The 25,923-nt window shown below is 60.4% G+C and carries 23 protein-coding genes; 15 read left to right on the forward strand and 8 right to left on the reverse strand.

Annotated features, from left to right (window positions below; genetic code table 11):
* The coding region (locus BMY98_RS24655; protein WP_139214572.1) for an integrase core domain-containing protein at window positions 1-320 on the forward strand (320 nt) is incomplete at its 5' end.
* A gap of 333 nt (window positions 321-653) precedes the next feature.
* On the opposite strand, the gene BMY98_RS24660 is transcribed toward BMY98_RS24655, so the two are convergent.
* Complete coding sequence (locus tag BMY98_RS24660; RefSeq protein WP_074893147.1) at window positions 654-2,558, reverse strand: sigma-54-dependent Fis family transcriptional regulator; 1,905 nt, start codon at window positions 2,556-2,558, stop codon at window positions 654-656.
* 300 nt (window positions 2,559-2,858) lie between these two features.
* On the opposite strand from BMY98_RS24660, the gene exaC reads away from it, so the two are divergent.
* From exaC to BMY98_RS24705, 9 genes are all read left to right on the forward strand, one after another.
* Window positions 2,859-4,379 carry an acetaldehyde dehydrogenase ExaC gene (exaC, locus tag BMY98_RS24665; RefSeq protein WP_065988391.1) on the forward strand — a complete coding sequence of 507 codons (1,521 nt, stop codon included), beginning with the start codon at window positions 2,859-2,861 and terminating at the stop codon, window positions 4,377-4,379.
* Window positions 4,380-4,747: 368 nt separating this feature from the next.
* Entirely contained in the window at window positions 4,748-5,395 is a 648-nt protein-coding gene (locus tag BMY98_RS24670) for a DedA family protein (RefSeq protein ID WP_065988392.1), read from the forward strand.
* Window positions 5,396-5,399: 4 nt separating this feature from the next.
* Window positions 5,400-6,218 carry a M90 family metallopeptidase gene (locus BMY98_RS24675; RefSeq protein ID WP_074893149.1) on the forward strand — a complete coding sequence of 273 codons (819 nt, stop codon included), beginning with the start codon at window positions 5,400-5,402 and terminating at the stop codon, window positions 6,216-6,218.
* A 107-nt stretch (window positions 6,219-6,325) separates the two neighbouring features.
* Window positions 6,326-6,853, forward strand: a complete 528-nt coding sequence (ppa, locus tag BMY98_RS24680; RefSeq protein WP_074893152.1) for an inorganic diphosphatase — start codon at window positions 6,326-6,328, stop codon at window positions 6,851-6,853.
* A 437-nt stretch (window positions 6,854-7,290) separates the two neighbouring features.
* The gene (locus BMY98_RS24685) at window positions 7,291-8,013 is read left to right on the forward strand and encodes a S24 family peptidase (RefSeq protein WP_074893154.1); all 723 of its coding nucleotides are present in this window, start codon (window positions 7,291-7,293) and stop codon (window positions 8,011-8,013) included.
* Between the two features lie 370 nt (window positions 8,014-8,383).
* Window positions 8,384-8,893, forward strand: a complete 510-nt coding sequence (locus BMY98_RS24690; protein ID WP_074893155.1) for a TIR domain-containing protein — start codon at window positions 8,384-8,386, stop codon at window positions 8,891-8,893.
* A complete protein-coding gene (locus BMY98_RS24695) occupies window positions 8,893-9,744 on the forward strand; it encodes a macro domain-containing protein (protein ID WP_074893157.1) in 852 nt (283 codons plus the stop codon). Before BMY98_RS24690 ends, BMY98_RS24695 begins: the two co-directional genes overlap by 1 nt.
* Window positions 9,741-10,181, forward strand: a complete 441-nt coding sequence (locus BMY98_RS24700; protein WP_074893159.1) for an HIT family protein — start codon at window positions 9,741-9,743, stop codon at window positions 10,179-10,181. Before BMY98_RS24695 ends, BMY98_RS24700 begins: the two co-directional genes overlap by 4 nt.
* A 502-nt stretch (window positions 10,182-10,683) precedes the next feature.
* Window positions 10,684-11,595, forward strand: coding sequence for a restriction endonuclease (locus BMY98_RS24705; RefSeq protein WP_074893161.1), 912 nt, complete (start codon window positions 10,684-10,686; stop codon window positions 11,593-11,595).
* Between the two features lie 89 nt (window positions 11,596-11,684).
* Here BMY98_RS24705 and BMY98_RS24710 read toward each other — a convergent pair whose 3' ends face one another.
* From BMY98_RS24710 to BMY98_RS24735, 6 genes are all read right to left on the reverse strand, one after another.
* The gene (locus BMY98_RS24710; protein ID WP_074893163.1) at window positions 11,685-12,740 is read right to left on the reverse strand and encodes an ADP-ribosylglycohydrolase family protein; all 1,056 of its coding nucleotides are present in this window, start codon (window positions 12,738-12,740) and stop codon (window positions 11,685-11,687) included.
* A gap of 107 nt (window positions 12,741-12,847) precedes the next feature.
* Window positions 12,848-13,543 (reverse strand): DUF6933 domain-containing protein, encoded by a 696-nt coding sequence (locus BMY98_RS24715; protein WP_074893165.1) that lies wholly within the window; start codon window positions 13,541-13,543, stop codon window positions 12,848-12,850.
* Between the two features lie 48 nt (window positions 13,544-13,591).
* Window positions 13,592-14,473 (reverse strand): LysR family transcriptional regulator, encoded by an 882-nt coding sequence (locus BMY98_RS24720; protein ID WP_074893167.1) that lies wholly within the window; start codon window positions 14,471-14,473, stop codon window positions 13,592-13,594.
* 58 nt (window positions 14,474-14,531) lie between these two features.
* Window positions 14,532-15,284 (reverse strand): maleate cis-trans isomerase family protein, encoded by a 753-nt coding sequence (locus tag BMY98_RS24725; protein ID WP_074893169.1) that lies wholly within the window; start codon window positions 15,282-15,284, stop codon window positions 14,532-14,534.
* Between the two features lie 665 nt (window positions 15,285-15,949).
* On the reverse strand, window positions 15,950-17,335 hold the full coding sequence (locus BMY98_RS24730; RefSeq protein ID WP_074893171.1) for an MFS transporter: 1,386 nt from the start codon (window positions 17,333-17,335) through the stop codon (window positions 15,950-15,952).
* Between the two features lie 134 nt (window positions 17,336-17,469).
* Entirely contained in the window at window positions 17,470-18,411 is a 942-nt protein-coding gene (locus BMY98_RS24735; protein WP_074893173.1) for a LysR family transcriptional regulator, read from the reverse strand.
* 121 nt (window positions 18,412-18,532) lie between these two features.
* Between BMY98_RS24735 and BMY98_RS24740 the strand changes: the two genes are divergently transcribed.
* The gene (locus BMY98_RS24740; RefSeq protein ID WP_074893175.1) at window positions 18,533-19,708 is read left to right on the forward strand and encodes a fumarylacetoacetate hydrolase family protein; all 1,176 of its coding nucleotides are present in this window, start codon (window positions 18,533-18,535) and stop codon (window positions 19,706-19,708) included.
* A 47-nt stretch (window positions 19,709-19,755) separates the two neighbouring features.
* Window positions 19,756-21,540: an IlvD/Edd family dehydratase gene (locus BMY98_RS24745; protein ID WP_074893176.1), complete on the forward strand. Its 1,785-nt coding sequence runs from the start codon at window positions 19,756-19,758 to the stop codon at window positions 21,538-21,540.
* A 204-nt stretch (window positions 21,541-21,744) separates the two neighbouring features.
* Here the strand turns inward: BMY98_RS24745 and BMY98_RS24750 are convergent, their stop codons facing one another.
* The gene (locus tag BMY98_RS24750; protein WP_074893178.1) at window positions 21,745-22,650 is read right to left on the reverse strand and encodes a LysR family transcriptional regulator; all 906 of its coding nucleotides are present in this window, start codon (window positions 22,648-22,650) and stop codon (window positions 21,745-21,747) included.
* 116 nt (window positions 22,651-22,766) lie between these two features.
* Between BMY98_RS24750 and BMY98_RS24755 the strand changes: the two genes are divergently transcribed.
* The 3 genes from BMY98_RS24755 (at window position 22,767) to nfsB (ending at window position 25,710) form a co-directional block, all read left to right on the forward strand.
* Window positions 22,767-23,774, forward strand: coding sequence for a zinc-binding alcohol dehydrogenase family protein (locus tag BMY98_RS24755; protein ID WP_074893179.1), 1,008 nt, complete (start codon window positions 22,767-22,769; stop codon window positions 23,772-23,774).
* Window positions 23,775-23,841: 67 nt separating this feature from the next.
* Entirely contained in the window at window positions 23,842-25,029 is a 1,188-nt protein-coding gene (locus BMY98_RS24760; RefSeq protein WP_074893181.1) for an L-dopachrome tautomerase-related protein, read from the forward strand.
* A gap of 27 nt (window positions 25,030-25,056) precedes the next feature.
* Window positions 25,057-25,710 carry an oxygen-insensitive NAD(P)H nitroreductase gene (nfsB, locus tag BMY98_RS24765; protein ID WP_074893182.1) on the forward strand — a complete coding sequence of 218 codons (654 nt, stop codon included), beginning with the start codon at window positions 25,057-25,059 and terminating at the stop codon, window positions 25,708-25,710.
* The last annotated feature ends 213 nt before the right edge of the window (window positions 25,711-25,923 follow it).

Here is a 25,923-nt window from a genome sequence, read left to right on the forward strand (position 1 = left end):
ACTCCGATCGCGGCAGCCAATATGCGAGCGCACTCTACAGATCGTTGCTGGCCAGACACGGCATGCAGCAAAGCATGAGCCGTAAAGGTAACTGCTGGGATAACGCGGTGATGGAACGCTTCTTCCTGAGCCTGAAAATGGAGCGGGTATGGCGGCGCAATTACGCTAACCATGGCGAAGCGATACGCGACATCACTCAATACATCGTTGGGTATTACAACAACGAGCGGCTGCACTCGAAACTGGGGTACCTGCCACCGACCGTTTACGAACGGACGATGGCGTCGAAACCACCTATCGAGGTGTCCGGAATTAGTTGACCACTACATGGCGCTCACACCGGCCTCTTCCCGGCTGAAGCCGGTCCCACATAAAAACCACGCACGTCTGCGGTTTGACGCGGTCAATTGTAGGAGCGCGCTTGCCCGCGAAATCGGTTAGTCAGGCAATACAATGGTCGCAGTTCGAACGCCTTCGCGGGCAAGCGCGCTCCTACAGGATGCGCGTCAGTCAGCATTATTTCGTTTTCCCGCCCGGCCTCATATGCCGGCCAAGAAACACGTACTGAGTAGGACCGGCTTTAGCCGGGAAGGCGTCAGATGCCACGCCGCAGCATCGAGAGAACTCACACCGCCTTCATCCACCGAGGGGCCTTAGCGATTAATCCCATGCTTGCGCAGCTTTCTGTACAACGTATTGCGGCTCACCCCCAGATCCCGGGCGGCGTGGGTCATGTGCCAACGCTGGGCGTCCAGGGTAGCAATGAGCGCTGCGCGTTCGGCGTCTTCCAGCGGCGAGTGGGCCCCATCGGGCTTGGTCTGCGCACTCCCCTGCCGAATCGCCACCGGCAAGTCATCAAAACCAATACGTCCCTCATCACACAGTGCCGCCAGGGTGCGCAGCACGTTGCGCATCTGCCGCACGTTACCGGGCCAATTGAAGTCGAGCAGCGCCTGCCTGGCCGTCGCTTCAATCACAATCGAAAGCCCATCCGCCTCCTGCTCCAGCAGAAACGTCAGCAACGGGTCTTTATCACTCCGCTCTCTCAACGGCGGCAAAGCGATTTCCAGGCCATTAAGCCGATAAAACAAATCCTCACGAAAGCTGCCGTCCTCCACCCGCTCCAGCAGATTCCGGTGGGTCGCGCTGATCAGTCGTACATCCACCGCCTGCGGCTCGCCACCAATGGGCACCACCAGCCGGTCTTCCAGCACGCGCAGTAAACGGGTCTGCAAGGCCACCGGCATGTCGCCGATCTCATCGAGAAACAACGTGCCGCCATCGGCCTGCTGCAGCTTGCCGCGCATGCCTTCCTTGCGCGCGCCGGTGAAGCTGCCGCCGCGATAACCGAACAGCTCGCTCTCGATCAGGCTTTCCGGGATGGCCGCGCAGTTCAGCGCCACGAACGGCTTGGCGGAGCGCTGACTCGCCTGATGCACCGCCTTGGCGAACGCCTCCTTGCCAGAGCCGGTTTCGCCGTTGATCAGCAACGGCACGTCGCGCTCGAAAACCTTCAGCGCCCGTCGAAAATCAGTTTGCAGCGACGGGTCGCCCAGGCAGATGTCGTTCGAGGGGAGCGGCACAGCCAACTTGCTGACCACAGGAGTAGAAAGGCCCTTCACCTCGGCACGCGATTGCCCACGCAGCACGGCGAAGAATCCCCGCCCGTCACGGGTACGCAGTGGCCAACTGGCGGCAGCATCCGGCGAAGCGCGGCTCAGCAGTTCATCCAGCGAGCAGTCAAACAACGATTCCACGCCCTGCCCAACCAGATCGCCACGGCTCAGGCCCAGCAGATTCAGCGCGCTCTGGTTCAGCGCACTGATGCGACCCTCGCCGTCGAACGCCAACAGCCCTTCGCTGAACAAACCGACTGCACCGGCCTGAAGGTGAAATCGCAGCAGCCACTGACCATCGAAATGACGCAGGAAATAGCTGCTTTCAATCATCTTCGCCGACAGATTCACCAGCGCCATGGTGTGAAACTGGCTCTGGCGGGACACGTCGTGATTCGCCGAAGAAACGTCCAGCACCGCAAGCAGATCACCATGGGGATCGAACACCGGGCTCGCCGAACAGGTCAGTCCGGTGTGGCGGCCGCGAAAATGCTCGTCGCGATGGATGGTCACCGACTGACGCTCGACCAGGCAGGTGCCGATGCCATTGGTGCCCTCTCGCGCCTCACTCCAGTCAGCCCCCAGCCACAGACCGGCGCGCTCGAAAATCCGTCGATCCCCTGGCTCGGTCACGCAGTTGAGGATGATCCCGCGGGCATCGGTCAACAGCACTGCGCTGCCACCGGCAAGCTGGCGATGCAGGCTGTTCATCTCGTCGCCGGCGATGGTCAGGACCTGCCGCAACTGCTCGCGACTCTCCAGCACACGCGCATGTTCAAGCACGGTGGGCGCCATCGCTTGCGCGGGGTCGAGGTGATAATCCTCCAGGCACCGCAGCCATGAGCGAGCGATGGAAGGGTCGGTAGCCAGGTGATGAGGGGCTTTGCCTTGGGCAACGGTCATTACTTGTTCGGCGTGGCGCGTCAGGTGATTGCTGTGCATTTTTATTCTTCATCCTGAGCCAGGGCTCTGCGGAGGATTTGCCGATCAGCATCCTCCTCGCCCGGATTCATTGCAATGCTGCGAAAGGCGGGGTCCACCCAGCTGTCACGCAAAGGGTACAAAGTGTCACTCACGCTGCCCCGGGATTGGTACAAGGCTCGGCAAGGAACATACGCCTCATCAACAAAACCCCGATAAACCGGGCGCCGGACGGCAGTGGCCCGCGCTTTGCTCTACGCTCTAGCCATGCGCCGCAACGCGTTATCCCCAGACAATCACAAGAGCAAGGAGATATTCACCATGCGTTATGCCCACCCCGGTACTGAAGGCTCAATCGTTACCTTCAAGACCCAGTACGGCAACTACATCGGTGGCGAATTCGTGCCGCCGGTCAAAGGCCAGTACTTCGAAAACATCTCGCCGATCACCGGCAAGCTGATCGCAGAATTCCCACGCTCCACCGCCGAAGACATCGACAAGGCCCTTGACGCCGCCCATGCCGCAGCCGATGCGTGGGGCAAAACCTCGGTGCAGGAACGCTCGCTGACCCTGCTGAAAATCGCTGACCGCATCGAACAGAATCTGGAATTGCTGGCCGTCACCGAGACCTGGGACAACGGCAAAGCCGTGCGCGAAACCCTCAACGCGGACATCCCCCTGGCGGTCGATCACTTCCGTTACTTCGCCGGTGTATTGCGTGCCCAGGAAGGCTCCGCTGCGGAGATCGACGGCAACACTGTGGCGTATCACATTCACGAGCCGCTGGGCGTGGTCGGGCAGATCATCCCGTGGAACTTCCCGCTGTTGATGGCCGCCTGGAAACTCGCGCCCGCCCTCGCCGCCGGTAACTGCATCGTGCTCAAACCGGCCGAGCAAACGCCGCTGGGTATCACCGTGCTGATGGAGCTGATCGGCGATCTGCTGCCCAAAGGCGTGCTGAACGTGGTGCAGGGTTATGGCCGCGAGGCCGGTGAAGCGCTGGCCAGCAGCAAGCGTATCGCCAAGATCGCTTTCACCGGTTCGACGCCGGTGGGTTCACACATCATGAAACTGGCGGCCGACAGCATCATCCCGTCCACCGTGGAACTGGGCGGCAAGTCGCCGAACATCTTCTTCGAAGACATCATGCAGGCCGAGCCGGAGTTCATCGACAAAGCCGCGGAAGGCGTGGTGCTGGCGTTCTTCAACCAGGGCGAAGTCTGCACCTGCCCGTCCCGCTGCCTGGTTCAGGAATCGATCTACCCGCAGTTCATGGAAGTGGTGATGAAGAAGGTCCTGAAGATCCAGCGTGGCGATCCGCTGGACACCGACACCATGGTCGGTGCGCAGGCGTCGCAGCAGCAGTTCGACAAGATCCTTTCGTATCTCGAAATCGCCCAAGGAGAAGGCGCCGAATTGCTGACCGGCGGCAAGGTCGAGAAGCTCGAGGGCTCGCTGGCAACCGGTTATTACATCCAGCCGACGCTGCTGAAAGGCAACAACAAGATGCGCGTGTTCCAGGAAGAAATCTTCGGCCCGGTGGTGAGCGTGACCACCTTCAAGGACGAAGCGGAAGCCCTGGCCATCGCCAACGACACCGAGTTTGGCCTGGGTGCCGGCGTCTGGACCCGCGACATCAATCGCGCGTATCGCGTGGGCCGGGCAATCAAGGCCGGTCGCGTGTGGACCAACTGCTACCACCTGTACCCGGCCCATGCGGCGTTCGGCGGTTACAAGAAATCCGGCGTCGGCCGCGAAACCCACAAGGTTGCGCTTGAGCATTATCAGCAGACCAAGAACCTGCTGGTGAGCTACGACATCAACCCGCTGGGCTTCTTTTGATTTAGCGTAATCGGGCGACAAGCAACGGCCTCTTCGGAGGCCGTTTTTGTTGCAGAGTCCCGGCAATCCAACGTGTAGGAGCGTGGCTTGTCCCGCGATCTGGCGCGCAGCGGCAGCAATCCGGCCAATGCGGGCTATCCATAATCGCGCGGCGGCAGGTTTACGACTGCTTCGCAGCCGATCGCGGGACAAGCCACACTCCTACCGGTTCGTACCCGCCGCTGACACGTAGCAGACGCAAACCCTGCGGGAGTGAAGGGGGCGGCATGTCGAGCGCCATAATTGCAGCGCATGCCTCTATAATGCCGCGCACATTTCCCCTCTTCGCCCCGCACGACCCGGATCGGGTCTCAAAACCAGGTGCCTGCATGGATTTCAATCCGCTAGATCTTATTCTTCACCTCGACGTGTATCTCGACCTGCTTGTGACCCAATACGGCACCTGGGTTTACGCAATCCTGTTCCTGGTGATCTTTTGCGAAACCGGCCTGGTGGTCATGCCGTTCCTGCCTGGCGATTCGCTGCTGTTCATCGCCGGCGCCGTCGCGGCCGGTGGCGGCATGGACCCGGTGTTGCTGGCGTGCCTGCTGATGGCAGCGGCGATACTCGGTGACAGCACCAACTACATCATCGGTCGCACGGCGGGCGACAAGCTGTTCAGCAACCCGAATTCGAAAATCTTCCGTCGCGATTACCTGACCAAAACCCAGGAATTCTACGGTCGCCACGGCGGCAAGACCGTCACCCTCGCGCGCTTCCTGCCGATCATCCGCACCTTCGCGCCGTTCGTGGCCGGTCTCGGTCGCATGCCTTACCTGCGTTTTCTCGGGTTCAGCGTGTTGGGCTCGGTGCTGTGGGTTGGCGGGCTGGTCACCTTGGGCTTCTTCTTCGGCAATATCCCGTTCATCAAGAAGAACCTCACGCTGCTGGTGCTGGCGATCATTCTGATCTCGCTGCTGCCGATGATCATCGGCCTGATCCGCAGCCGCGCAGGTCGCTCTGCCGAGGCACGCTGAACCCATGTGGTCGTTCCGGGAATGGCGCAAACGGCGCACGCTGGCCCGCCATCCGGTCGATCCGCAGGTGTGGGAGCGCGTACGCCAGCGCCTGCCGATCCTCGACGGGCTGAGCGCCGATGAGGACCGTTACCTGCTCGACAGTTGCGTGCTGTTTCTGCAGGCCAAACACCTGACCGCGCTGGAAGGCGTTGCGCTGGATGACGAATCGCGGCTGTTTCTCGCGGCTCAAGCGCAGTTGCCGTTGCTCGCCTTGGGCGATCTGAACTGGTATCAGGGGTTTCACGAAATCATCCTCTATGGCGACGACTTCATCAGCCCGCAACGCCACCGCGACGCCAGCGGTATCGAGCACGAATGGGACGGCGAGCACAGCGGTGAGGCGTGGTCCCAGGGCCCGGTGATTCTGGCCTGGCCCGGCGTGCTGACCAGCGGCGGGTGGGAAGCCTATAACCTGGTGATCCACGAACTGGCGCACAAGCTGGACATGCTCAACGGCGAGGCGAACGGCCTGCCGCCGCTGCACCCCGACATGCGCGTCAGTGACTGGGCCAGCGCCATGCAGAGCGCGTACGACGATCTCAACCGGCAACTCGACGCCAACCCGGACGCCGAGACCGCCATCGATCCTTATGCCGCAGAAAACCCCGCCGAATTTTTCGCGGTCATCAGCGAATACTTCTTCAGCGCCCCGGATTTGCTCGTCGAGGCCTATCCCGCCGTCTACGGGCAGCTGAAAGCGTTCTATCGGCAGGATCCGTTGGCGCGGCTGACGGCACTTCAGCGCGACAACCCGGTCTATCAGGCTCAACACGACGCCTGAAGCCCGCCGTCACGCATGGCAACGCTTCAGGAATGTGCCTATAATCCGGGCCACTTTTTGGCGTTGCATGCCAGATTCTGAATGGTCAACCAAGGGGGCAAAGCCCAATGAGCTACAGCAAGATTCCGGCCGGTAAAGACCTGCCGAATGACATCTACGTCGCAATCGAGATCCCGGCCAACCACGCGCCGATCAAGTACGAAATCGACAAAGAAAGCGACTGCCTTTTCGTTGACCGTTTCATGGCCACCCCGATGTTCTACCCGGCCAACTACGGTTTCATCCCCAACACTCTGGCTGACGACGGCGACCCCCTCGACGTGCTGGTCGTGACCCCTTATCCGGTCACCCCGGGTTCGGTGATTCGCGCCCGTCCGGTCGGCGTGCTGAACATGACCGACGACGGCGGCGGCGATGCCAAAATCATCGCAGTCCCGCACGACAAGCTGTCCCAGCTGTACGTGGACGTGAAGGAATACACCGATCTGCCAGCGCTGCTGATCCAGCAGATCGAGCACTTCTTCGCGAACTACAAAGACCTCGAAAAAGGCAAATGGGTGAAGATCGAAGGCTGGGCTGGCGCTGACGCCGCTCGCGAAGCGATCACCAAATCGGTAGCGGCCTACAAGGGCTGATCCGGTTGCGCCCCGCCGAAGCGCTCGCCGCTTCGACGGGGCCACTTTTTTGCACGCACGTCCCCGCCTTCTGCTTTCTTGACACCCCCCGTACATCCCGCTTTTTTTCGCCCTCCGTCATTACACACATGTTTAAAACTCTCCTCGTACACACAGAGTGTTTAATGGCGCCGTTTGATTTTCTTTTTTGTACAACATCGGTAGATCCAGACTTTTGTGAAAGCCGCTTTAGTCAGGCCTTCATACCCGTTAACTGCTCAAGCCCATGATTGACGTCGGTTTTAATCATTGTTGACGCAAACGAAAACAGTGAACGAATCGGCCTACAAAAACTGCCGAAGGTTGTAATCCCTACATTCACGCGCAAGCATGACGGCCTGCTCATTTGAACACTTCGTTCATTTAAACGAGCTTCAACCCGCCGTAAACTTCGGCCCATGAATACATCAGGTGATCGACTGCGCGGCCTTCTGCGAGAGTGCCATCTCTCCGCAACGGACTTTGCCGCCAACCGAAAAGTTACACCACAGCACGTGAACAACTGGTTCAAGCGCGGCATCCCCATGGCGCGCATTGAAGAGGTCGCTGAACTGCTGAGCGTCAACGCGCGCTGGCTGCGCAGCGGCGAGGGGCCCAAGCACCCTGGACAGGACCGGGACAGCGGCGTGAAGCCAGAGGCTCACCCCTCCCGGCCCGAACGCAGTGTGCGCGAAGAACTGGAAATGCCGGTCTACACCGAACTGCAAACGCAAAGCTCCGGCCGCACGGCGGTGGGCGAAATCCATAACCACAAAGTGCGCCTGTCCCGGCGGGTGCTCGAAACCATGGACGTGGAGCTGCACAACGCGATCTGCGTAGCGATGGTAGGCAACAGCATGGCGGACAAGATCCAGGACGGTTCGTTGATCGGCATTGATCGCGGGCGCGTGCAGATCATTGATGGCGAAATGTACGCCCTCGAACACGACGGCATGCTGCGGGTGAAATACCTGTATCGCCTGCCGGGCGGCGGGTTGCGTCTGCGCAGCCATAATTGCGCCGAGTACCCGGACGAGATTTTCAGCGCCGAACAAGTGCAGACCCAGCACATTCAGATTCTGGGGTGGATCTTCTGGTGGTCGACGCTCAACAACCGCCGCCATCCGGCAACGTTGCGGTGAGGTGCGCAATGAGCGTGTTTCGGAACTGGGCAGACGCGAACAACATGGGTATCCTGCACGCCTTCGTTTTAGCACCCGTCAGCCACACGCGGATGGGTGATCGACCTGGCACCGTCTCCGCGACCTGCCCGGTCTACCTTACAAGCGCCTCCTCGCAGCGCGCACTTTTGCGGACGGGTGCGGTTAGCCAAAAACTAATCAAACCCGTCACCGAGAAGCCGGCCACAAGCCGGCTTTTTAACTTCCCATGAATATGTCGCACCGCTAACCCACGCGGCGCTTCCGCGCGCGCGTCAATCGGCAATCAATGGACTGAGCGCCTCAACCAACGAAGCGAACAACCGCTTCGTTTCACTACAGGAAGTTCATCATGAGTTATCGCAACAAGACTTACATCGCGTTCGCCAGTGAAGACATCAAACATTACTGGCTGATGAAAGCCTGGAAGCAGAACGAGAATATCGACTTCGACTTTTTCAATGCCCATGACTTGTTCGAGGCGCGGGACAGCAGTTCGCCAGAGACTATCAAACGCCGACTGCGTGAACGCCTGAACAACACCAAGCAAGTCATCTTTCTCGGCAGCGAAGATGGCCGTCGCAAAGGCGGCGACGGGGATTCGTTTCTTGCTTATGAAATCGAGGTCATTCTCGAACTCGACCTTCCGATCGTCATTGCCAATCTCTGCCAAAGCAGAAACATCGTCATGGACAACATTCCCCAGCCGCTCATCGATCAAAAACACTTCAGCGTCTCGGTTTCTTTCCAGCCGAAAATCATTCAGTACGCGCTGGACAACTACGTCGACGGCTACGCGAAGAGCGAGATGCAGGGTCCCCATCGGTATGTCGGCAGAATCTACGACGAGTTGGGCATGTGATGACCATTCTTCAGGACATGCAAACGTGGCGCTTCTGGCGCCACTTCCTGGTGGCATTGTTCGCCTGCGTCGGCGGACTGTCGACGATCATGCAGACTTTCAACGTCATTTACCCCGGCAGCCATGCAATGGAGGGTTTCGGCATCCTGATAGCGATCATCGCGTTGTCAGTTTCGGCCGCGCTGTTCAAGGCCTGGCCGCGCCCGATTGCCGAGGAATACAACGCGCCGAAAACGCGGATCACCATCGTGCCCGGGGACATCCTCAAGGAGACCGGCCATCTGGTGATCGGCACCAACGACACCTTCGACACGGAAACGCCGAACATCATTGCCACCTCCAGCCTGCAGGGTCAGGCGCTTCAGGTGCTCTACGGCGGCGACCTGAAAGAACTAGATCGTCATCTGGACGACGCGCTGGTCAATACGCCCTGCATCGGCACACTCAACAAGCCAGGCAAGCACGTGCAATACGGCGTCGGCACCATCGCCACGCTCAAGCATGCGCACCGGCTGATCTTCTTCCTGGCCTACTGCGAAATGGACGCCCAGAACGTCGCGCGCTCCACGCCGGACAAAGTGTGGAAGGGCTTGCTCGCGCTGTGGGCCGAAGTGTCCCGGCGCGGCAACGGCGGGACGATTTCAATCCCCGTTATTGGCGGCGGACAGGCACGACTGTCCAGCGTCCTGCCCGCTCAGGACGCCATCCGCTTCACCCTGCTCTCGTTCATGTTCGCCTCCCGCAACTCGAAGGTCTGCGACGAGCTGCGCATCGTCGTCCGCCCCGACGACTATCGAAAACTTGATCGTCTGGAGCTGCAGTCCTTCCTCTCGTCATTGAGGTCATCATGAGCGCGAACACCAGCCTGGACATGCCGGACAACCCCGACTGCGCGTTCTGCGCGTACCTGAAAGGCAAACGGCCCTACACCATCCTCTCCTGCACAACGCACACCGCGACCTTCGTGACCCGCGAACAACGGGGCCATCCGCACGTGCTGGTGCTGCCCCAACGCCACGTGCCTTCGTTGCTGGAAATGACCGACGAGGAAGTGGCGGCGGTGGCGGTTGAAGTGCGCAATGCGGCGAGGCTGATTGAAAAGGCGTATGCGAAAACGGGGATTGCGGTTTGGCAGAACAACGGCGCGCCGGCGGGCCAAGCGATTGGGCATGTGCACTTTCATGTGGCGGGGACGTTGCCGGGTGGGGGGACGGAGTTTGGAGAGGTGAAGGAGATATCGGTGATGGAGACGGATGAGATTGCGCGGCGGTTGGTTGGGGGGAGGTAGATTAGGCGAGCGCGGACTAGAGCCGGCGCCCCAGGGCAGCGTGCCAACATCAGCTTACAATCCTGTCTCGCAAGCGTTCCCGTCGGCTTGAAGATTAACTGCGTAGCGTTCCCTGCTTGGTGCGGCGGACATGTATTTGCGCAACATCCGTAGCGTCGGAGCAACCAACCGCTAAGGATTTCTTAGTAGTTCGCGGGAAGAAGCAAGTCAGATGCGGCGCATCGGGTACACAGCCTAGTTGCCATCATTTGGCAGGTATCGCGCCTCCTCAGTGCTAGGGCTGAGGACATTTGTCAGCCGGAATCGCGCCATGAGTTAAAACCCCAAGGCCACAGATATTAGCTGTGGCCTTGGTCATCTTACCCCGAGGCTTCCATGGCTAAGTTCTACAAAGCCGGCCATCATGTTGCAGCAACGTGTAAGGGGTCAACGCGCTACCTCGTTACGAACAACTGCGCTGCAATGCACAGCTCAGGCTAGCCAACTGAAAAGGAAGTCATCGATGCCCATCCCGGATTTTCAAAGTGTCATGCGCCCGATACTAGCGGCCGTTGCGGATGGTGTCCCGCTAGCGTTGGGCGAACTGCGCGAGCGCATCGCTGGTGATTTCCAACTCACTGAAGACGAGCGCAGCGAACGCTTGCCTTCGGGCAAGCAAACGGTGATGAACAACCGGGTCGGCTGGGGACGGACTTATTTGAACAAAGCCGGACTTTTGAGCATTCCTACCAAAGGCATGGTGCAGATCACGGAACGCGGTCGAGAGGCGCTGCGCAACGGGCCGCCACGCATTACCGTGAGTTGGCTCAAACAATTTCCCGAATTTGCAGCGTTTCATACCTCGAGTCCCGCCGACAGTCCCCGGCTAATCTTGCAAGGTGATCCGGTCGAACAAGCCACCCCTGATGAGCAACTGGCCGCAGCACATCAGGCTTTAACGCAATCACTGGCCGATGATCTGCTGGCCCAAGTACGGGCAGCGTCGCCGACCTTTTTCGAGCAACTGGTGGTCGACCTCATGATTGCAATGGGATATGGCGGCTCACGCAAGGAAGCGGGTCAAGCAACGCAGCAAACTAACGATGACGGCATTGACGGCATCATCAAGGAGGACAAGCTAGGGCTGGACGTCATCTACCTGCAAGCCAAGCGCTGGACCAACACCGTACATCGCCCGGAGATCGACAAGTTCATTGGCGCCCTCACCCGCCAGCGCGCTCGCAAAGGTGTGTTCATCACCACGTCGGACTTTTCGGATGGTGCTCGTAACGCGGCGATGAGCCTGGATATAAAGGTAGTGCTGATCGACGGCCCGGAGCTCGCCAGACTGATGGTCGAAAACAATCTCGGCTGTAGCGTGAGGCAGGTTTACGAAGTGCGGCAGCTGGATAGCGACTATTTCGTAGAATACTAAGATGCAACGGCAAGTTCCCAGCATCAAGCAAAAAGCTCGCTGCTGGAGCGATGACTCGACAACCCTCGATGCATAAGGCATCTAAAGGATTAGCCACCCGGATACCGCTCCCAAATCTCATCATCAAACTCCCCGCCATACCCCGAGAAATCCCTAGGCACGCGCTCGATATCCTCCGCCACCGCCTCAATCACCCCGCGCAGCTCGAGTGGCGCAAGCCACCGATCCGGGATCGCCTCCACGCCGTGCTGAATACCCAGCAAATGCCCGGCAATCAGGCCGGTGCTGTCACTGTCGCCACTGTGATTCACGGCATTGATCACGCCATCTTCGAACGATGTGGCAGTCAGCGCGCACCAGATGCCAATCGCCAAGGCTTCTTCCGCAATCCATCCGCCGCCCAGTTCGTCGATCCGCTCGGGGGTTGGGCGGTGGCCTTCGTTGCTAAAGAAGAGCACGTGCTCGACGATCGCTCGGGTTTCCTCCATGCCGGGTTTGTCCCCGTGCTCGGACAGGCTTTTGGCGATGGCGTCTTCGAGGCTGTCCTCGCGGTCGGCAATGCGCTGGAGAATGTCGGCGAAAAGTCCGGCGGCCATGTAGCCCGTTGGGTGACCGTGGGTCAGACGGCCGGATTCAGCGGCGTTGTCGAAGGCATTGCGGAAGAAAGCGCACGGGGCGACGCGCATGACGGCGCCGCAGCCTTTGCTGTCGTTTTGGGCGAAAGAGCCAAATTCCGCACTGGCCTTCAATGCGCTTAGACAGGTGAGGCCGGGCGCGCGACGGGACCACAACTCGCGCTCCTTCACCAGCCAGCCATCCAGGCTGACGCTTGTGATAGCAGACGAGTAATCCTGGGTTATCAGCCAGCGCAGCAACGCATGGTGAATGACGCCGGGTATGTGGCAAATACCCCGGGAGATACCGCGCACATGGGCGCGCAGCAGGCCTTCAGCGGTGAATAGCATCATTTGCGTGTCGTCGGTGATGGCGCCCACGCGGCCGTAAGCCGGGGCGAAATCGACAATGCCGCGCGCACCGAAGGTAGCGCGGATGGCACTCCAGTCGAGAAACTCGACCGGCGCTCCCAGTGCATCGCCTACCGCGCCGCCGAGCAGGCAGCCTTTGATCCGTTCAAGTCTGTTCATCTGTGCTTCCTTACACTGGCTGCATCATGGTTTGGAGCGATTCGAGCGTTCTTTCAAGTGGCTCAACATAGGCGCTTTTTGCACGCGAAGTCCTGATCTTCTATGTGTTAATCCTCAAATTCAGGCCCAAGATCGTGCTCACGTCGACGTGACCTCCAGCTCTTATACCCCTCCGAAATCTCCACCTCGGTCATCACCATTCCGAACCTCGGAAAAGCCTGCTTCAGCTCCAGCTCAGCCGGAATGAAGTCATCCCCGCCCCTGATTGATCGGAGCATACCGTTGGGCACCTCACCGAAGGCGATGAGACTCGGCGCCTCAACTGGCAGCCCTTCTCCTTCGTAGGCATCGTATGCAGCCATGTAGAGCACATCATTGATATGCGCCTGAACGCTCCGATCGCTACGCTTGAAGAAATGCACAGGTTGGAGGCTTTCTTCCCACACGTCGACGTGTCGCTGGAGCTCGGCCTGAGGTGGCATTTCCCCGCGTACGTTGACCGCCAGCACGAGCAGTTCAGCGAGATACCGTGAGTTGAACTGCTCCAGAAAACCCTTCATGTCGTTGCGTTTCAGGCCGACGAACATCATCGCGTAGCGCGTGTCGACTTTCATGGCGAGCAGGACATGGGTCTTGCCGAATGTGGTGACGTGCAGTTGCCAGCGATCCACTCGATCGTGGGCTGCGCTGTCCGCTTCCAGCGATTGGGCAGCAGCGGCGGGCTGCACAGCGCTGATGATTTTGCCTTTTACTTTTTTCGAGAAAAAATCAGCGGCGTCTTGTGTGCAATCAAAAATCAGCATGGGGATGGAGGGTCCATTGGCGATGGTTGAGGATACCGGCGATCAACCTCAACCCGCCAACACATGCCGCAAAAACAGCTCCCCCGCCACCGACAACCCGTCCCGCGACCTCACGCAGACGTTCAGTTCGCGGCTGGCCCATTCCTCTTCCAGCTGAACCACTTTCGCACCGTCCATTCGGTAAATCCCTACGCTGCCCTCGGGCATGATGCCGATGCCGACGCCGGCCTGCACCATCAGGCTCAGGGCGTCGTAGCTGGCGACTTCCATGCGGATTCTCAGGGACCGGCCGAGGTCGTTGGCGGCTTTGATCAGCTGGAAATTCAGGTGGGTGCCGCTGCGCAGGGCGACGTATTCGTGGTCGAGGGTGTCGCTGAAGCGCACGGATTCGCGGCCTGCCAGCGGGTGGTCGTTGGGCACGATCAATACGAGGCGGTCGGTGCGGAACGGGAAGACTTCGATGTCGGCGCCATGGGGCAGGCGCGTGAAGATGCCGATCTCCGCGCGGTTTTCGGCGACGGCTTTGGTGATCGCCAGGCTTTGTTGTTCTTCGAGGACGATGTTGATCAGCGGGTAAAGCGCCATGAACGACTTGATCAAGCCGGGCATGAATTGGGTGATCGCGGAGATGTTCGCCAGCACGTGCACCGAGCCGCGTGTGCCGTTGGAGTAGTCGCGCATCTGCAGGACGATGTCGTTGAGGTTGTTCAGTGCGCTGCGGGCCATGAACAACAGCGACAGTCCGGCGTCGGTTGGGGTGATGCCTTTGTTGGTGCGGGTGAGCAATCGTGAGTCGAGCAGTTCTTCCAGTTCGCTGAGCCGTTTGCTGACGGCCGCCGCCGCGATGTGTTCGCGCTTGGCAGCGGCAGCAATGGTGCCTTCTTCGACGACGCTGACGAAGAGGCGCAGCGAGACAGGGTCGAGTTTCATGTGGGGTACCGGGCGTGCTGGCCTGAGTGGCCGCCATAGTATCCCGTCAGGCATCGCCTCAGAACACGCCGGATAAGAGATGGCCTGCGTTCGGAACCTGGGCTTTGAGGCCGAGGGTTTTGAGCATCTGGTAAACAGTCGCCACGGACGCAGACAGCACTGGCTTATCCAGCCGATCCTGTACGACCTGGATGGCGGGTAACGAGGGCATCTGCACGCAGCACGACAGAACGATGCCGTCGGCTTGCCCGATGTTGAGCCGGTCGGCGTGGGAAATCAGGTCCATCGGGTCGAGCCGTCCGACTTGCAGGTTGTCGGAGACTTCGAGGCTGATGGCGTCCACCACCTCGATTCCGGCCGCTTCGATGTAGTCGATAACCTGTTGGGTGAGTGGCTTCATGTAGGGCGTGATGATCGACACTTTCTTGTAGTCGAGCATCTGCAGGCTGTCGATCAGCGCCCCGGCCGAACTCAGCACGGGTGCGTCGGAGGCATTGCTGGCGACGGTTTTGCCCAGGCGTTCCTGGGACACTTTGTGGTAACCGGCGCCCTGACACATGATTGCCACCAGGCAGGCGTACGCCATGACATCGACCCGCGCATCACTCAATTCCAGCGCGCAGCGGTCGCTGTCGATGTCCATCTTCTTCAGTTCTTCGGGGCTGACTTTCATCATGCGCATGCGGGAGGAATGGAAAGTGAAGCGTTCGTCCGGGAACAGGGAGTACCGCGACGTCAGCATCGCCGGGATCTCGGTTTCCATGGTGGTGTTGGAGCTGGGGACGATCTGGCCAATCCGGAAATTTCTCACAGGGTCTTCTCCATTTCGCCGACGGCGAGGTCATGTGCGACCGATGCTAGGAGTGACCGAGAGCTGCGTACATCAGGCAATGGCGAGCCTGCCATCGCGGCTGGCGATGGCGGTTGCAAAAGGAGCGGATCACTGCTCAATGCCGACACCGCCTCATATCAAGGTGAACTCAATCATCCTGTAGGAGCGCGCTTGCCCGCGAACGCGGTGGGTCAGCCGACATCTTCACCGCCTAAGCCAGCGCGTTCGCCAGCAAGCCGGCTTTTAAGGACTTGTATCTGCCGCGAGCGCAAATCCTGCGCTGGCGCCGCACGTTGTTCTCGCTGACACACCGCACTCACCGGTTGACTGCCGCTGCGCGCCAGATCGCGGGCAAGCGCGCTCCTACGCCCTTCGGGCAGAGGCAGACCGCAATACATGCCATTTCGCCCTTCGGGCAGAGGCAGATCGAGATTCACGTCATTTCACCTGCGTTTTCATACCTGAGGGGTGGTCATCCAACGCGGATTACCATCAGACACGCAGATTAGCGGACGGCGCAAATCACCTGTAGGAGCGCGCTTGCCCGCGAACGCGGTGGGTCAGTTACCTTTTTAACAACTGACAGGACGCGCTCGCCAGCAAGCCGGCTCCCAAAGGGAAAAGCGACGTTCGCTTTATCTCGTTTACGCGTGAGAAAGCACCTCGCCCCGCGCAGGCGCTTGGGCCTTGTGATTGCCCAGCATCGCCCGCGGGATCGACAGAATCAGTCCCGCGCTGATGAACAAGCAGGCACCCAGCACATAGGTACCGTTGTTGATGTTGCCAGTGAGGTTCTCGGCGACGGCGGTGATCATCGAGCCGGTGAAACCCGACAGGTTGCCGATGGCGTTGATCATGCCGATCCCCGCAGCCGCGGCGACGCCGGACAGCACGGTGCCCGGGAGGGTCCAGTAGATGGGCATCAGGCTCAGCACGCCGGAGGCGGACACGCTGAGGAAGATGATCGACAGCACCACGTTGCTGGCGAAGTAGGCGCTGAGGATCAAGCCGATACCGCCGATGATCGCCGGAATCGCTGCGTGCCAGCGACGCTCGCCGGTCTTGTTGGAGTGGCGCGCGTTGAGGGTCATGGCGATCACGGCGATGCCATACGGAATGGCCGTCAGCAGGCCAATGTCCATGGGGTTGGAGACGCCGGCGCTCTTGATGATCGACGGCATCCAGAACGCCAGCCCGTAGAACCCGGTATTGAACGTCAGCAGGATCAGCACCAGCAGCCACACGCGTCCGTTGAAAAACACCTCGCGCAAATTCGTCGCCTTGCCTTTACGGTCGATTTCCAGATTGGCCTTGAGCATGGCCTTTTCCTGGGGCGACAGCCATTTGGCCGCGTCGATGTTATTGGCCATGAACGCCAGCACCACAAAGGCCATGACCACCGAAGGCAAGCCTTCGATGATCAGCAGCCACTGCCAGCCGGCCATGCCGTTGACGCCTTGCATTCGAGTCATCAACCAGCCGGAAATCACACCGCCCAGTGTCAGACTGATCGGCATCGCCATCAGGAAACCCGCCATCACCCGGCTCTGCCGCCGAGTTGGAAACCAGTAGTTCAGGTAAAGGATGACGCCGGGAAAGAACCCAGCCTCACAGATGCCGAGCAAAAAGCGCAGCACGTAGAACATGGTTTCCGACTCGATGTGGAAAAACTTCGCCAGCGGCACGGTAAACGCGACGGCCATGGACACGATGGCCCAGGTGAGCATGATCCGGGCGATCCAGAACCGCGCGCCGAAGCGATGCAGCAACAGGTTGCTGGGGACTTCAAAGAGGAAATAGCCCCAGAAGAACATGCTCGCGCCGAGGGCATAGATGGTGTTGCTGAATTGCAGATCGTTGAGCATGTCCAGCTTGGCGAAGCCGATGTTCACGCGGTCCAGATAAGCCGCCATGTAACACAGGAGCAGGACGGGAAGGATGCGCAGGATGACTTTGCGGTAGGTGCGGTCTTCAAAGCTGGCGTGCCCGGAACCCGAGGACTCGGGCAGGCGCTGGGAAACGGTTTCCATGGTGGGACCTCCAGGCACTCAAAGGCGCCTGTATTGTTGTTATGTGAGGGTCGAAACACGGGGCGATGTTACTGACAACGGTATTGATTAAGATAATGACTTGTTTCCATTGATTGATAACGCGGAGTTATCGATCACTGACGCGCGAGCCGCGCATTCGCCAGCAGAATCTCGGCAAATTCCGACGCAGCACCGAGCAATGGCTCACCTCGACGGGTGAGGATTCCGTAATCCTGGGGCGCCAGTTTCAGCGGCGTGTTCAGCACTCTCAGCAGGCCAGTATCCAGATGCGGCTGCGCCATGGACGCCGGCAACATGGCGATCATTGGCCCTGCCTGAAGCACCTGCAGGAAGGTCTGCATCGAGATGGTGTCGATGGTGTTCTTCGGCACAGGGATGCCGGCTTTGGCAAAGGCCTGCTCCATCCGTGCGCGAATCGGCGTGCCCAGCGGGTACAAAATCCAGGGCCAGTTTCCGAGTTCTTGCAAAGGCGTCTGCGCCAGCTCGGTCAACGGGTGGCGGCTGTTGACCACCATGCAGAACGGCTCCGGCGCCAGTGCCTGAAAATCGTACACCTGCTGCTGGTTTTCATTGGTGTAGCGCGCCACCGCGAGGTCGAGTTTCTTGTCGTCGAGCATTTCCATTAAATGGTCGCTGGTCTGCTCGACCACCTCGATCGACAGCAACGGCCAGCGCGCTTTTAGCTGCACGATGGCTTCCGGCAGCACCACCGCGGTCGCCGCGAAGATCGCCCCCACCTTCAGGAAACCATGCCCGCCCTCACGCAGGCTGCTGATCTGATCCACGAACTTGCTCGCGTCATTCAGAGCGATCTGCGCATAGCGCACCACGTGTTCACCAAGGGCGGTCGGCGGCATGTTGCGCGGCAGACGCTCGAACACATCAAACCCCAGCAGCCGCTCGATCTCCCGCAGCATTTTGCTCACCGCCGGCTGGCTGAGGTTCATGTGCTGTGCCGCCGTGTGCATATTGCGGGTGCGCGCGAGGGTTTCGATGAGCACCAGATGCTTGAACTTGAGCCAGTTACAGACTGTGGAGAAGGAAATGTCTGACATGAGCGCGGCCTTGATGAGCGATAACCCAGTGTTATCGATTACTGAACAGATGTCATTGGAGTTTATCGCCGGTGCTGATTAGGGTCGCTTATAAATCATAAAAAGCGTTGAGGACTTCACCATGCCGATTCAGCTCACTCCCGAAAATACCCTCCCCGCCGACGGCCTGAATGGCACGTTGATCGGCCGCGCTTGGGTGCCCGGTAAAGTCGGCGGCCCGTCGCCCGTGGTGTTGCGCAACGACGGTGTGTTCGATCTTTCGTCGAGCTTCGCTACTTTGAGCGACTTGCTGGAGCTGGAATCGCCGGTGGCTGCCGTGCGCGAAGCCCACGGCACGCGCGTCGCCAGCATTGAGGAGTTGCTGGCGAATTCGACTGCAACGCCCGATGCCAGCAAGCCGTACCTGTTGGCGCCAGCGGACCTGCAAGTGATCAAGGCCGCAGGGGTGACCTTCGCCGCGAGCATGATCGAGCGGGTGATCGAGGAACAGGCGGCAGGCGATCCGGCCAAGGCGGAAAGCGTGCGCGCCATCGTGCAGAACGCTATCGGCGACAACCTGCGCAACATCAAGCCAGGCTCCGAACAAGCCAGCACACTCAAGGCGCTGCTGATCGAGCAAGGTATGTGGTCGCAGTACCTTGAAGTGGGCATCGGGCCGGACGCCGAGATTTTTACCAAAGCGCCGGTGCTGGCGGCGGTAGGCAGCGGTAGCCAGGTGGGTATTCATCCGAAATCGGAGTGGAACAACCCCGAGCCCGAAGTGGTGCTGGCAGTGAATAGCCGCGGGCAGATCCACGGCGCGACGCTGGGCAACGACGTCAACCTGCGTGACTTCGAAGGCCGCAGCGCGCTGCTGTTGAGCAAGGCCAAAGACAACAACGCCTCGTGCTCGATCGGCCCGTTCATTCGGCTGTTCGACGAAACTTTTTCCCTGGATGACGTGCGCAACTGCGTGGTCGATCTGCAGGTAAAAGGCGATGACGGTTACGTGATGAAGGGCTCAAGCTCGATGTCGCAGATCAGCCGCGATCCGGCCGACATCGCTGGCCAGGCACTCAACGCCAACCATCAATACCCGGACGGCTTCCTGCTGTTTCTGGGCACCCTCTTCGCCCCGACCGCCGACCGCGACCATGCCGGCGGGGGTTTTACCCACAAGCTGGGCGATCAGGTCAGTATCAGCAGCAGCCTGTTCGGCGGCCTGCACAATGAGGTGACCCACAGCAGTGACGCGGCGCCGTGGAGGTTCGGCGTCGGCGCGTTGATACGCAATCTCGCTGTGCGCGGTTTGTTGTAACGCTGAACACCTCCGCAGCACACCTAATTCCAAGAGAGACCCGAACCATGTCCGACACGCCGAAACGCCCGCTTCGCAGCCAGCAATGGTTCGATGATCCGGAACACGCTGACATGACGGCGCTGTACGTCGAGCGCTACATGAACTACGGCCTGACCCGCGAGGAGCTGCAATCGGGCCGACCGATCATCGGTATCGCCCAGACGGGCTCTGATCTGGCGCCCTGCAACCGTCATCACCTGGAACTCGCCCAGCGGGTCAAAGCCGGCATTCGCGATGCGGGCGGGATCCCGATGGAGTTTCCGGTGCACCCGATGGCCGAGCAGACCCGCCGGCCGACCGCTGCCCTGGACCGCAACCTGGCGTACCTCGGGCTGGTGGAAATTCTTCACGGCTATCCGCTGGATGGCGTCGTGCTGACCACCGGCTGCGACAAAACCACCCCGGCCTGTCTGATGGCAGCGGCGACCACCGACCTGCCGGCCATTGTGCTGTCTGGCGGGCCGATGCTCGACGGTCGTCATAAAGGCGAATTGATCGGTTCGGGCACGGTGCTCTGGCATGCGCGAAATCTGCTGTCCGCAGGAGAGATCAATTACGAAGGTTTCATGGAAATGACCACCGCCGCGTCGCCGTCGGTAGGCCACTGCAATACCATGGGCACGGCGCTTTCGATGAACGCGCTGGCCGAGGCGCTGGGCATGTCGCTTCCCGGTTGCGCGAGCATTCCGGCGGCGTACCGCGAGCGCGGGCAGATGGCATACATGACCGGCAAACGCATCTGCGATCTGGTTCGTGAAGACGTGCGCCCTTCGCAGATCATGACCCGCGAAGCCTTTGAAAACGCGATCGCGGTGGCCTCGGCGCTGGGTGCTTCAAGCAACTGCCCGCCTCACCTGATCGCCATCGCCCGGCACATGGGCGTCGAGTTGAGCCTCGACGACTGGCAGCGCATCGGCGAAGACGTGCCGTTGCTGGTCAATTGCATGCCGGCCGGGAAGTATCTGGGCGAAGGCTTCCACCGCGCAGGCGGCGTGCCGGCGGTGATGCACGAGCTACAGAAGGCCAGCAAGCTGCACGAAGACTGCGGCACGGTTTCCGGGAAAACCATCGGCGACATCGTGCGAAATGCCGTCGCCCACGACACCGACGTCATCCGTCCCTACGAAGACCCGCTCAAACACCGCGCCGGTTTTATAGTGCTGAGCGGCAATTTTTTCGACAGCGCGATCATGAAGATGTCGGTGGTCGGCGAGGCGTTCCGCAAGACCTATCTGTCCGAGCCGGGCGCCGAGAACAGCTTCGAGGCGCGGGCCATCGTGTTCGAGGGCCCGGAGGACTATCACGCGCGGATCAACGACCCTTCGCTGGAAATCGACGAGCGCTGCATTCTGGTGATCCGCGGCGCCGGCACGGTCGGTTATCCCGGCAGCGCCGAAGTGGTGAACATGGCGCCGCCGTCTGCGCTGATCAAACAAGGCATCGATTCGCTGCCGTGCCTGGGCGATGGCCGGCAGAGCGGGACCTCGGCCAGCCCCTCGATTCTCAACATGTCGCCGGAAGCCGCGGTGGGCGGCGGCCTGGCGCTGCTGAAAACCAACGACCGGCTGCGGGTGGATTTGAACAACCGCAGCGTTAACGTACTGGTCAGTGATGAGGAAATGGCCGAGCGCCGCGCGCTGTTCGAACCGAAGATGCCAGCGTCGCAAACCCCGTGGCAGGAGCTGTATCGGCAGTTGGTGGGGCAGCTGTCCACTGGCGGATGCCTGGAGCCGGCGACGTTGCATCTGCGGGTGATTGCACGGAGTGGCGAGCCACGGCATTCGCATTGAGCAGCCGCGCGCGCTCTTGTAGGAGCGTGGCTTGTCCCGCGATCGGCGACGAAGTCGTCGCAAAACCTGTCATCTCGGTGTGGAAGGTTTCCCGAGGTAGTCAATTTACGGCTGCTTTGCAGCCGATCGCGGGACAAGCCACGCTCCTACAGGGACATCATTGTGCCGAGAGTTGCGCCATGGATGCATAGGGTTGGGCAGGACTCACAACAACGCCGGCAACCCCTTCTCCATTCCGGCAAAGCGGTTTTTCAACAGCGAATGCAGCTGCTGCACCGCCGGGGAAAACTGTTTGCGGTGCGGACAGACCAGGTTGAGCGGGGTCGGCTCCCCCGGGTAATCGGGCAGCAACAGTTCCAGCCGCCCGGCGTGCACGTCCTCGCAGACATCCAGCCACGATTTGTAGGCCACACCCTGCCCCGCCACCGCCCAGCGCCTCACCAGATCAGCGTCATCGGTGAGCAACGGGCCTGACACCGAGAACACCCGCCCACCGAGCCGCCATTTGTCGTAGACCCGTCCCGCCAGCGTGAACAGCAAACACTCATGACGCAGCAAGTCGTCCGAGACCATGGGTCGGCCCTTGCGCGCCAGATACTCGGGCGATGCCACCAGCACCCGGCGATTCCATGGCGCCAGCGCCAACGCGATGTAGTTCGCGTCTTCGATCACGCCGTAGCGAATCGCGACGTCCACGGGATCACGAAACAGATCGGCCACTTGATCGGAGATAAACAGGCGCAGATTCAGCGCCGGGTGCTGACTGCGAAAATCCGTCAGCCACGGCAGCAGCATGTTTCGCCCCAGATCCGAAGGCGCCGCCACTTGCAGCGTGCCTTGCAGCTCAGCGCTTTCCCGCTGCAGCTTTTCCCGGCCATCGCGCAAGGCATCGAGCACCGTCTGGGCGGTCGGCAAGTACTGCTCGCCCTCAGCGGTGAGACGCAAGCTGCGCGTCGAGCGGGCAAACAGGCGGATATCCAGCTCGCGTTCGAGGCGCTTGATGGCCGCCGCGACTTGTCCCGGCAACAGATCCACCTCCCGCGCGGCATTGGAGAAGCTGCCCAGCGCAGCGGTGCGAACGAACAGGGTCAGGTCGTCGATGCGGATCATTTTCACTCCAGCCGTGAAAGTGTTGCCGGATTCTGCGGGTTTTTCTGCCTAACGAACAAGAACAAGATGGGTCCAACGTTTCAGCCACCTTCTATTCACTGACTAGAGAGATCGCCATGAAAGCCGTCGCCTTCACCCAACACGGTCTGCCCATCGAAGACCCCAATGCGCTGCTCGACATGGACCTGCCCAAGCCAACGCCCGGCCCTCGTGATTTGCTGGTCGAAGTCAAAGCGATTTCGGTGAACCCGGTCGACACCAAAATCCGCGCCGGCTCTGCCGCCACCGAACCCAAAGTGGTCGGCTGGGACGCCGTCGGCGTGGTTCGTGAAACAGGCAGCGAGGTCACGCTCTTCAAAGCCGGGGACGAAGTGTTTTACGCCGGCTCCATCGCCCGTCCTGGCAGCTATAGCGAATTCCACCTCGTCGACGAGCGCATCGTCGGGCACAAACCCAAGAGCCTCGACAACGCCCACGCCGCCGCGCTGCCGCTGACCTCGATCACCGCGTGGGAATTGCTCTTTGACCGTTTGGGCGTTGAGGAAGGCGGCGGCGAAGGTGACAGCCTGCTGATCATTGGTGCTGGTGGCGGCGTCGGTTCGATTCTGGTGCAGCTGGCGCGCCAACTGACCAAGCTGACCGTGATCGGTACCGCGTCGCGTCCGGAAACCCGCGAATGGGTCGAAAGCCTGGGCGCCCACCACGTCATCGATCACAGCCAGCCGCTGGTCGAGCAACTGAACCGGATCGGCGTCGGCGAGGTGAGCCATGTCGCCAGCCTGACCCACACCGATTCGTACTTCACGCAGCTGATCGAGGCCCTGAAACCCCAAGGCCAATTGGCGCTGATCGATGACCCGAAATCCCTCGACGTGGTGCCGATGAAACGCAAGGCCCTGTCGCTGCACTGGGAACTGATGTTCACCCGCTCGCTCTACGAAACGCCGGACATGATTGCCCAGCATGAACTGCTCAATCGCGTTGCCGACCTGATCGATCAGGGCGTGCTGAAGACCACCCTTGGAGAGCATTTTGGCGCGATCAATGCCGAAAACCTGCGCCGCGCCCACGCCGTGATCGAAAGCGGCAAGGCCAAGGGCAAGATCGTCCTCGAAGGTTTCTAACCCTGAGAATCACCTGTTTCCATTATTTGAATGGCCTGCTGCTGCAGGCCGGGAGCCGTTTGTGTCCATGAAGCAGAACATGATGTTGTCAGCGCTGGCCCTGTCCGTCGCGTTGATCAGCCAGACCGGCACCGCCGCCACGATCGCAACCAACGCACTGCCCGCCGATGCACCGGCGGAGAAAACCATCGGCCAGCTTGAGCAGGTGTTCACCTTCCACGACGCCATGCCCACCGGCGTGACCGTGACGGAAACCGGGCGTATCTTCGTCAACTACCCGCACTGGGGCGACGACGTACCCTTCACCGTGGGTGAAATCCGTGACGGCAAGGTCGTCGCCTACCCCGATGCAGCCATCAACAAAGAAGACCCAAAAGACCCGGCCAAAGGGCTGATCAGCGTGCAGAGCGTGGTCGCCGACGGTCAGGGCCGCGTCTGGCTGCTGGACACCGCCGCCCCGAATTTCGCCGCGCCGAAAGCCGGCGGCGCCAAGCTGGTGGCGGTTGATCTGGCCAGTAACAAGGTGGTCAAAACCCTGGTCTTCCCGGCCAACGTCATCTTGCCGAGCACCTACGTCAACGATATGCGCTTTGATTTTCGCGCTGGCAAGGAAGGCACGGTTTACGTGACGGATTCGTCCGTCTCCGGGCCCGGCGCGATCATCGTCATGGACATCGCCAGCGGCAAGGCGACCCGTCGTCTGAGCGGCGCGAAATCCACTTCGGCCGACCCTGACTTCAAACCGGTGGTCGAAGGCCAAACCGCACTGGTCACCAAAGGCCCGGATGGCAAGCCGAAAACCATGGCCGTTGCGTCTGATGGCATCGCCCTGTCCCCTGACGGCAAGACGCTGTATTTCAGCGCGCTTTCCAGCCGCCACCTGTTTGCCGTGCCCGCTGCGATGCTGCGTGATGCCAACGTCAGCGAGGCGCAGCTGAACGCTGCGGTCAAAGACCTCGGTGAAAAAGGTGCGTCGGACGGTCTGGAAGCAGACGCCAACGGCGCGGTCTACGCCGGCGACTACGAACACAACGGCATCCGTAAACGCCTGGCCGATGGCAGTTGGCAGACCATCGTCCACGATCCTCGCGTGCTGTGGCCGGACACCTTGTCGGTCGGGCCCGATGGCTATCTGTATTTCACCGCCAACCAGCTGCAGCGCCAGGCCGGTTTCCACGACGGCAAGGACCTGCGCGAAAAGCCTTACAGTCTGCTGCGGGTGAAGATCGACGCCGCGCCTGCGCCGACTCGTTGATTCGGTGTTTAATTTCGGAGATCCATCATGCAACTGACCGCACTGGCAAAGTCGCGCTACACCACCAAAGCCTACGATGCCTCACGCAAGATCCCGCAAGAGACGATCCACGAGTTGCTGGAGCAACTGCGTCACAGCCCGTCTTCGGTGAACTCGCAGCCATGGCACTTCGTCGTCGCCTCCGATGAGCAGGGCAAAGCGCGCGTGGCCAAGTCGGCCGAGGGTGGTTTTGCCTACAACGAGGCGAAGATGCTCAATGCCTCCCACGTCATCGTGTTCTGCACTCGCACCGAAATGCCGGAATCGCACCTGCACGCGGTGCTGGCTCAGGAGGAGGCTGACGGGCGTTTCGCCAGCGACGAGGCCAAAGCCGGCCAGGACAAAACCCGTCGTGGCTATGTGGATATGCATAAATTCGATCAGAAGGACTTGCAGCACTGGATGGAAAAGCAGACCTATCTGGCGTTGGGCACGTTGTTGCTGGGCGCGGCATCGCTGGGCCTGGATGCGACACCGATGGAAGGCTTCGATTTCAAGAAGCTCGACGAAGAACTGGGCCTGCGTGACCAGGGTTTCACCAGCCTGGTCGTGGTCAGCCTGGGCTATCGCAGCGACAGCGATTTCAACGCCAAACTGCCGAAATCGCGCCTGCCGGCCGAGACCGTCTTTACCTTCCTGTAATCCCGCCGCACATCTGTAGGCGTGAGCTTGCTCGCGATTCCGCCATTTCAGACGACCATGCGTTGACTGAGATGACGCCTTCGCGGGCAAGCTCCTACACTGAATCGGCGTTAACACCCGAAATCTGCGCCGTGCACCGATCCGTAGGAGTGAGCTTGCTCGCGATTGCGCCGTTTCAGGCGATCATGCGTTGACTGGAATGATGCCTTCGCG

Origin of the sequence: Pseudomonas graminis, assembly GCF_900111735.1 — a bacterium.
Classification (GTDB): domain Bacteria; phylum Pseudomonadota; class Gammaproteobacteria; order Pseudomonadales; family Pseudomonadaceae; genus Aquipseudomonas; species Aquipseudomonas graminis.

Bases quoted from the DNA above. Each gene is read 5' to 3' on its own strand.
- BMY98_RS24660 (WP_074893147.1), bottom strand. From the start codon at position 2,558: ATGCACAGCAATCACCTGACGCGCCACGCCGAACAAGTAATGACCGTT.
- exaC (WP_065988391.1), top strand. From the start codon at position 2,859: ATGCGTTATGCCCACCCCGGTACTGAAGGCTCAATCGTTACCTTCAAG.
- BMY98_RS24670 (WP_065988392.1), top strand. From the start codon at position 4,748: ATGGATTTCAATCCGCTAGATCTTATTCTTCACCTCGACGTGTATCTC.
- BMY98_RS24675 (WP_074893149.1), top strand. From the start codon at position 5,400: ATGTGGTCGTTCCGGGAATGGCGCAAACGGCGCACGCTGGCCCGCCAT.
- ppa (WP_074893152.1), top strand. From the start codon at position 6,326: ATGAGCTACAGCAAGATTCCGGCCGGTAAAGACCTGCCGAATGACATC.
- BMY98_RS24685 (WP_074893154.1), top strand. From the start codon at position 7,291: ATGAATACATCAGGTGATCGACTGCGCGGCCTTCTGCGAGAGTGCCAT.
- BMY98_RS24690 (WP_074893155.1), top strand. From the start codon at position 8,384: ATGAGTTATCGCAACAAGACTTACATCGCGTTCGCCAGTGAAGACATC.
- BMY98_RS24695 (WP_074893157.1), top strand. From the start codon at position 8,893: ATGACCATTCTTCAGGACATGCAAACGTGGCGCTTCTGGCGCCACTTC.
- BMY98_RS24700 (WP_074893159.1), top strand. From the start codon at position 9,741: ATGAGCGCGAACACCAGCCTGGACATGCCGGACAACCCCGACTGCGCG.
- BMY98_RS24705 (WP_074893161.1), top strand. From the start codon at position 10,684: ATGCCCATCCCGGATTTTCAAAGTGTCATGCGCCCGATACTAGCGGCC.
- BMY98_RS24710 (WP_074893163.1), bottom strand. From the start codon at position 12,740: ATGAACAGACTTGAACGGATCAAAGGCTGCCTGCTCGGCGGCGCGGTA.
- BMY98_RS24715 (WP_074893165.1), bottom strand. From the start codon at position 13,543: ATGCTGATTTTTGATTGCACACAAGACGCCGCTGATTTTTTCTCGAAA.
- BMY98_RS24720 (WP_074893167.1), bottom strand. From the start codon at position 14,473: ATGAAACTCGACCCTGTCTCGCTGCGCCTCTTCGTCAGCGTCGTCGAA.
- BMY98_RS24730 (WP_074893171.1), bottom strand. From the start codon at position 17,335: ATGGAAACCGTTTCCCAGCGCCTGCCCGAGTCCTCGGGTTCCGGGCAC.
- BMY98_RS24735 (WP_074893173.1), bottom strand. From the start codon at position 18,411: ATGTCAGACATTTCCTTCTCCACAGTCTGTAACTGGCTCAAGTTCAAG.
- BMY98_RS24740 (WP_074893175.1), top strand. From the start codon at position 18,533: ATGCCGATTCAGCTCACTCCCGAAAATACCCTCCCCGCCGACGGCCTG.
- BMY98_RS24745 (WP_074893176.1), top strand. From the start codon at position 19,756: ATGTCCGACACGCCGAAACGCCCGCTTCGCAGCCAGCAATGGTTCGAT.
- BMY98_RS24750 (WP_074893178.1), bottom strand. From the start codon at position 22,650: ATGATCCGCATCGACGACCTGACCCTGTTCGTTCGCACCGCTGCGCTG.
- BMY98_RS24755 (WP_074893179.1), top strand. From the start codon at position 22,767: ATGAAAGCCGTCGCCTTCACCCAACACGGTCTGCCCATCGAAGACCCC.
- BMY98_RS24760 (WP_074893181.1), top strand. From the start codon at position 23,842: ATGAAGCAGAACATGATGTTGTCAGCGCTGGCCCTGTCCGTCGCGTTG.
- nfsB (WP_074893182.1), top strand. From the start codon at position 25,057: ATGCAACTGACCGCACTGGCAAAGTCGCGCTACACCACCAAAGCCTAC.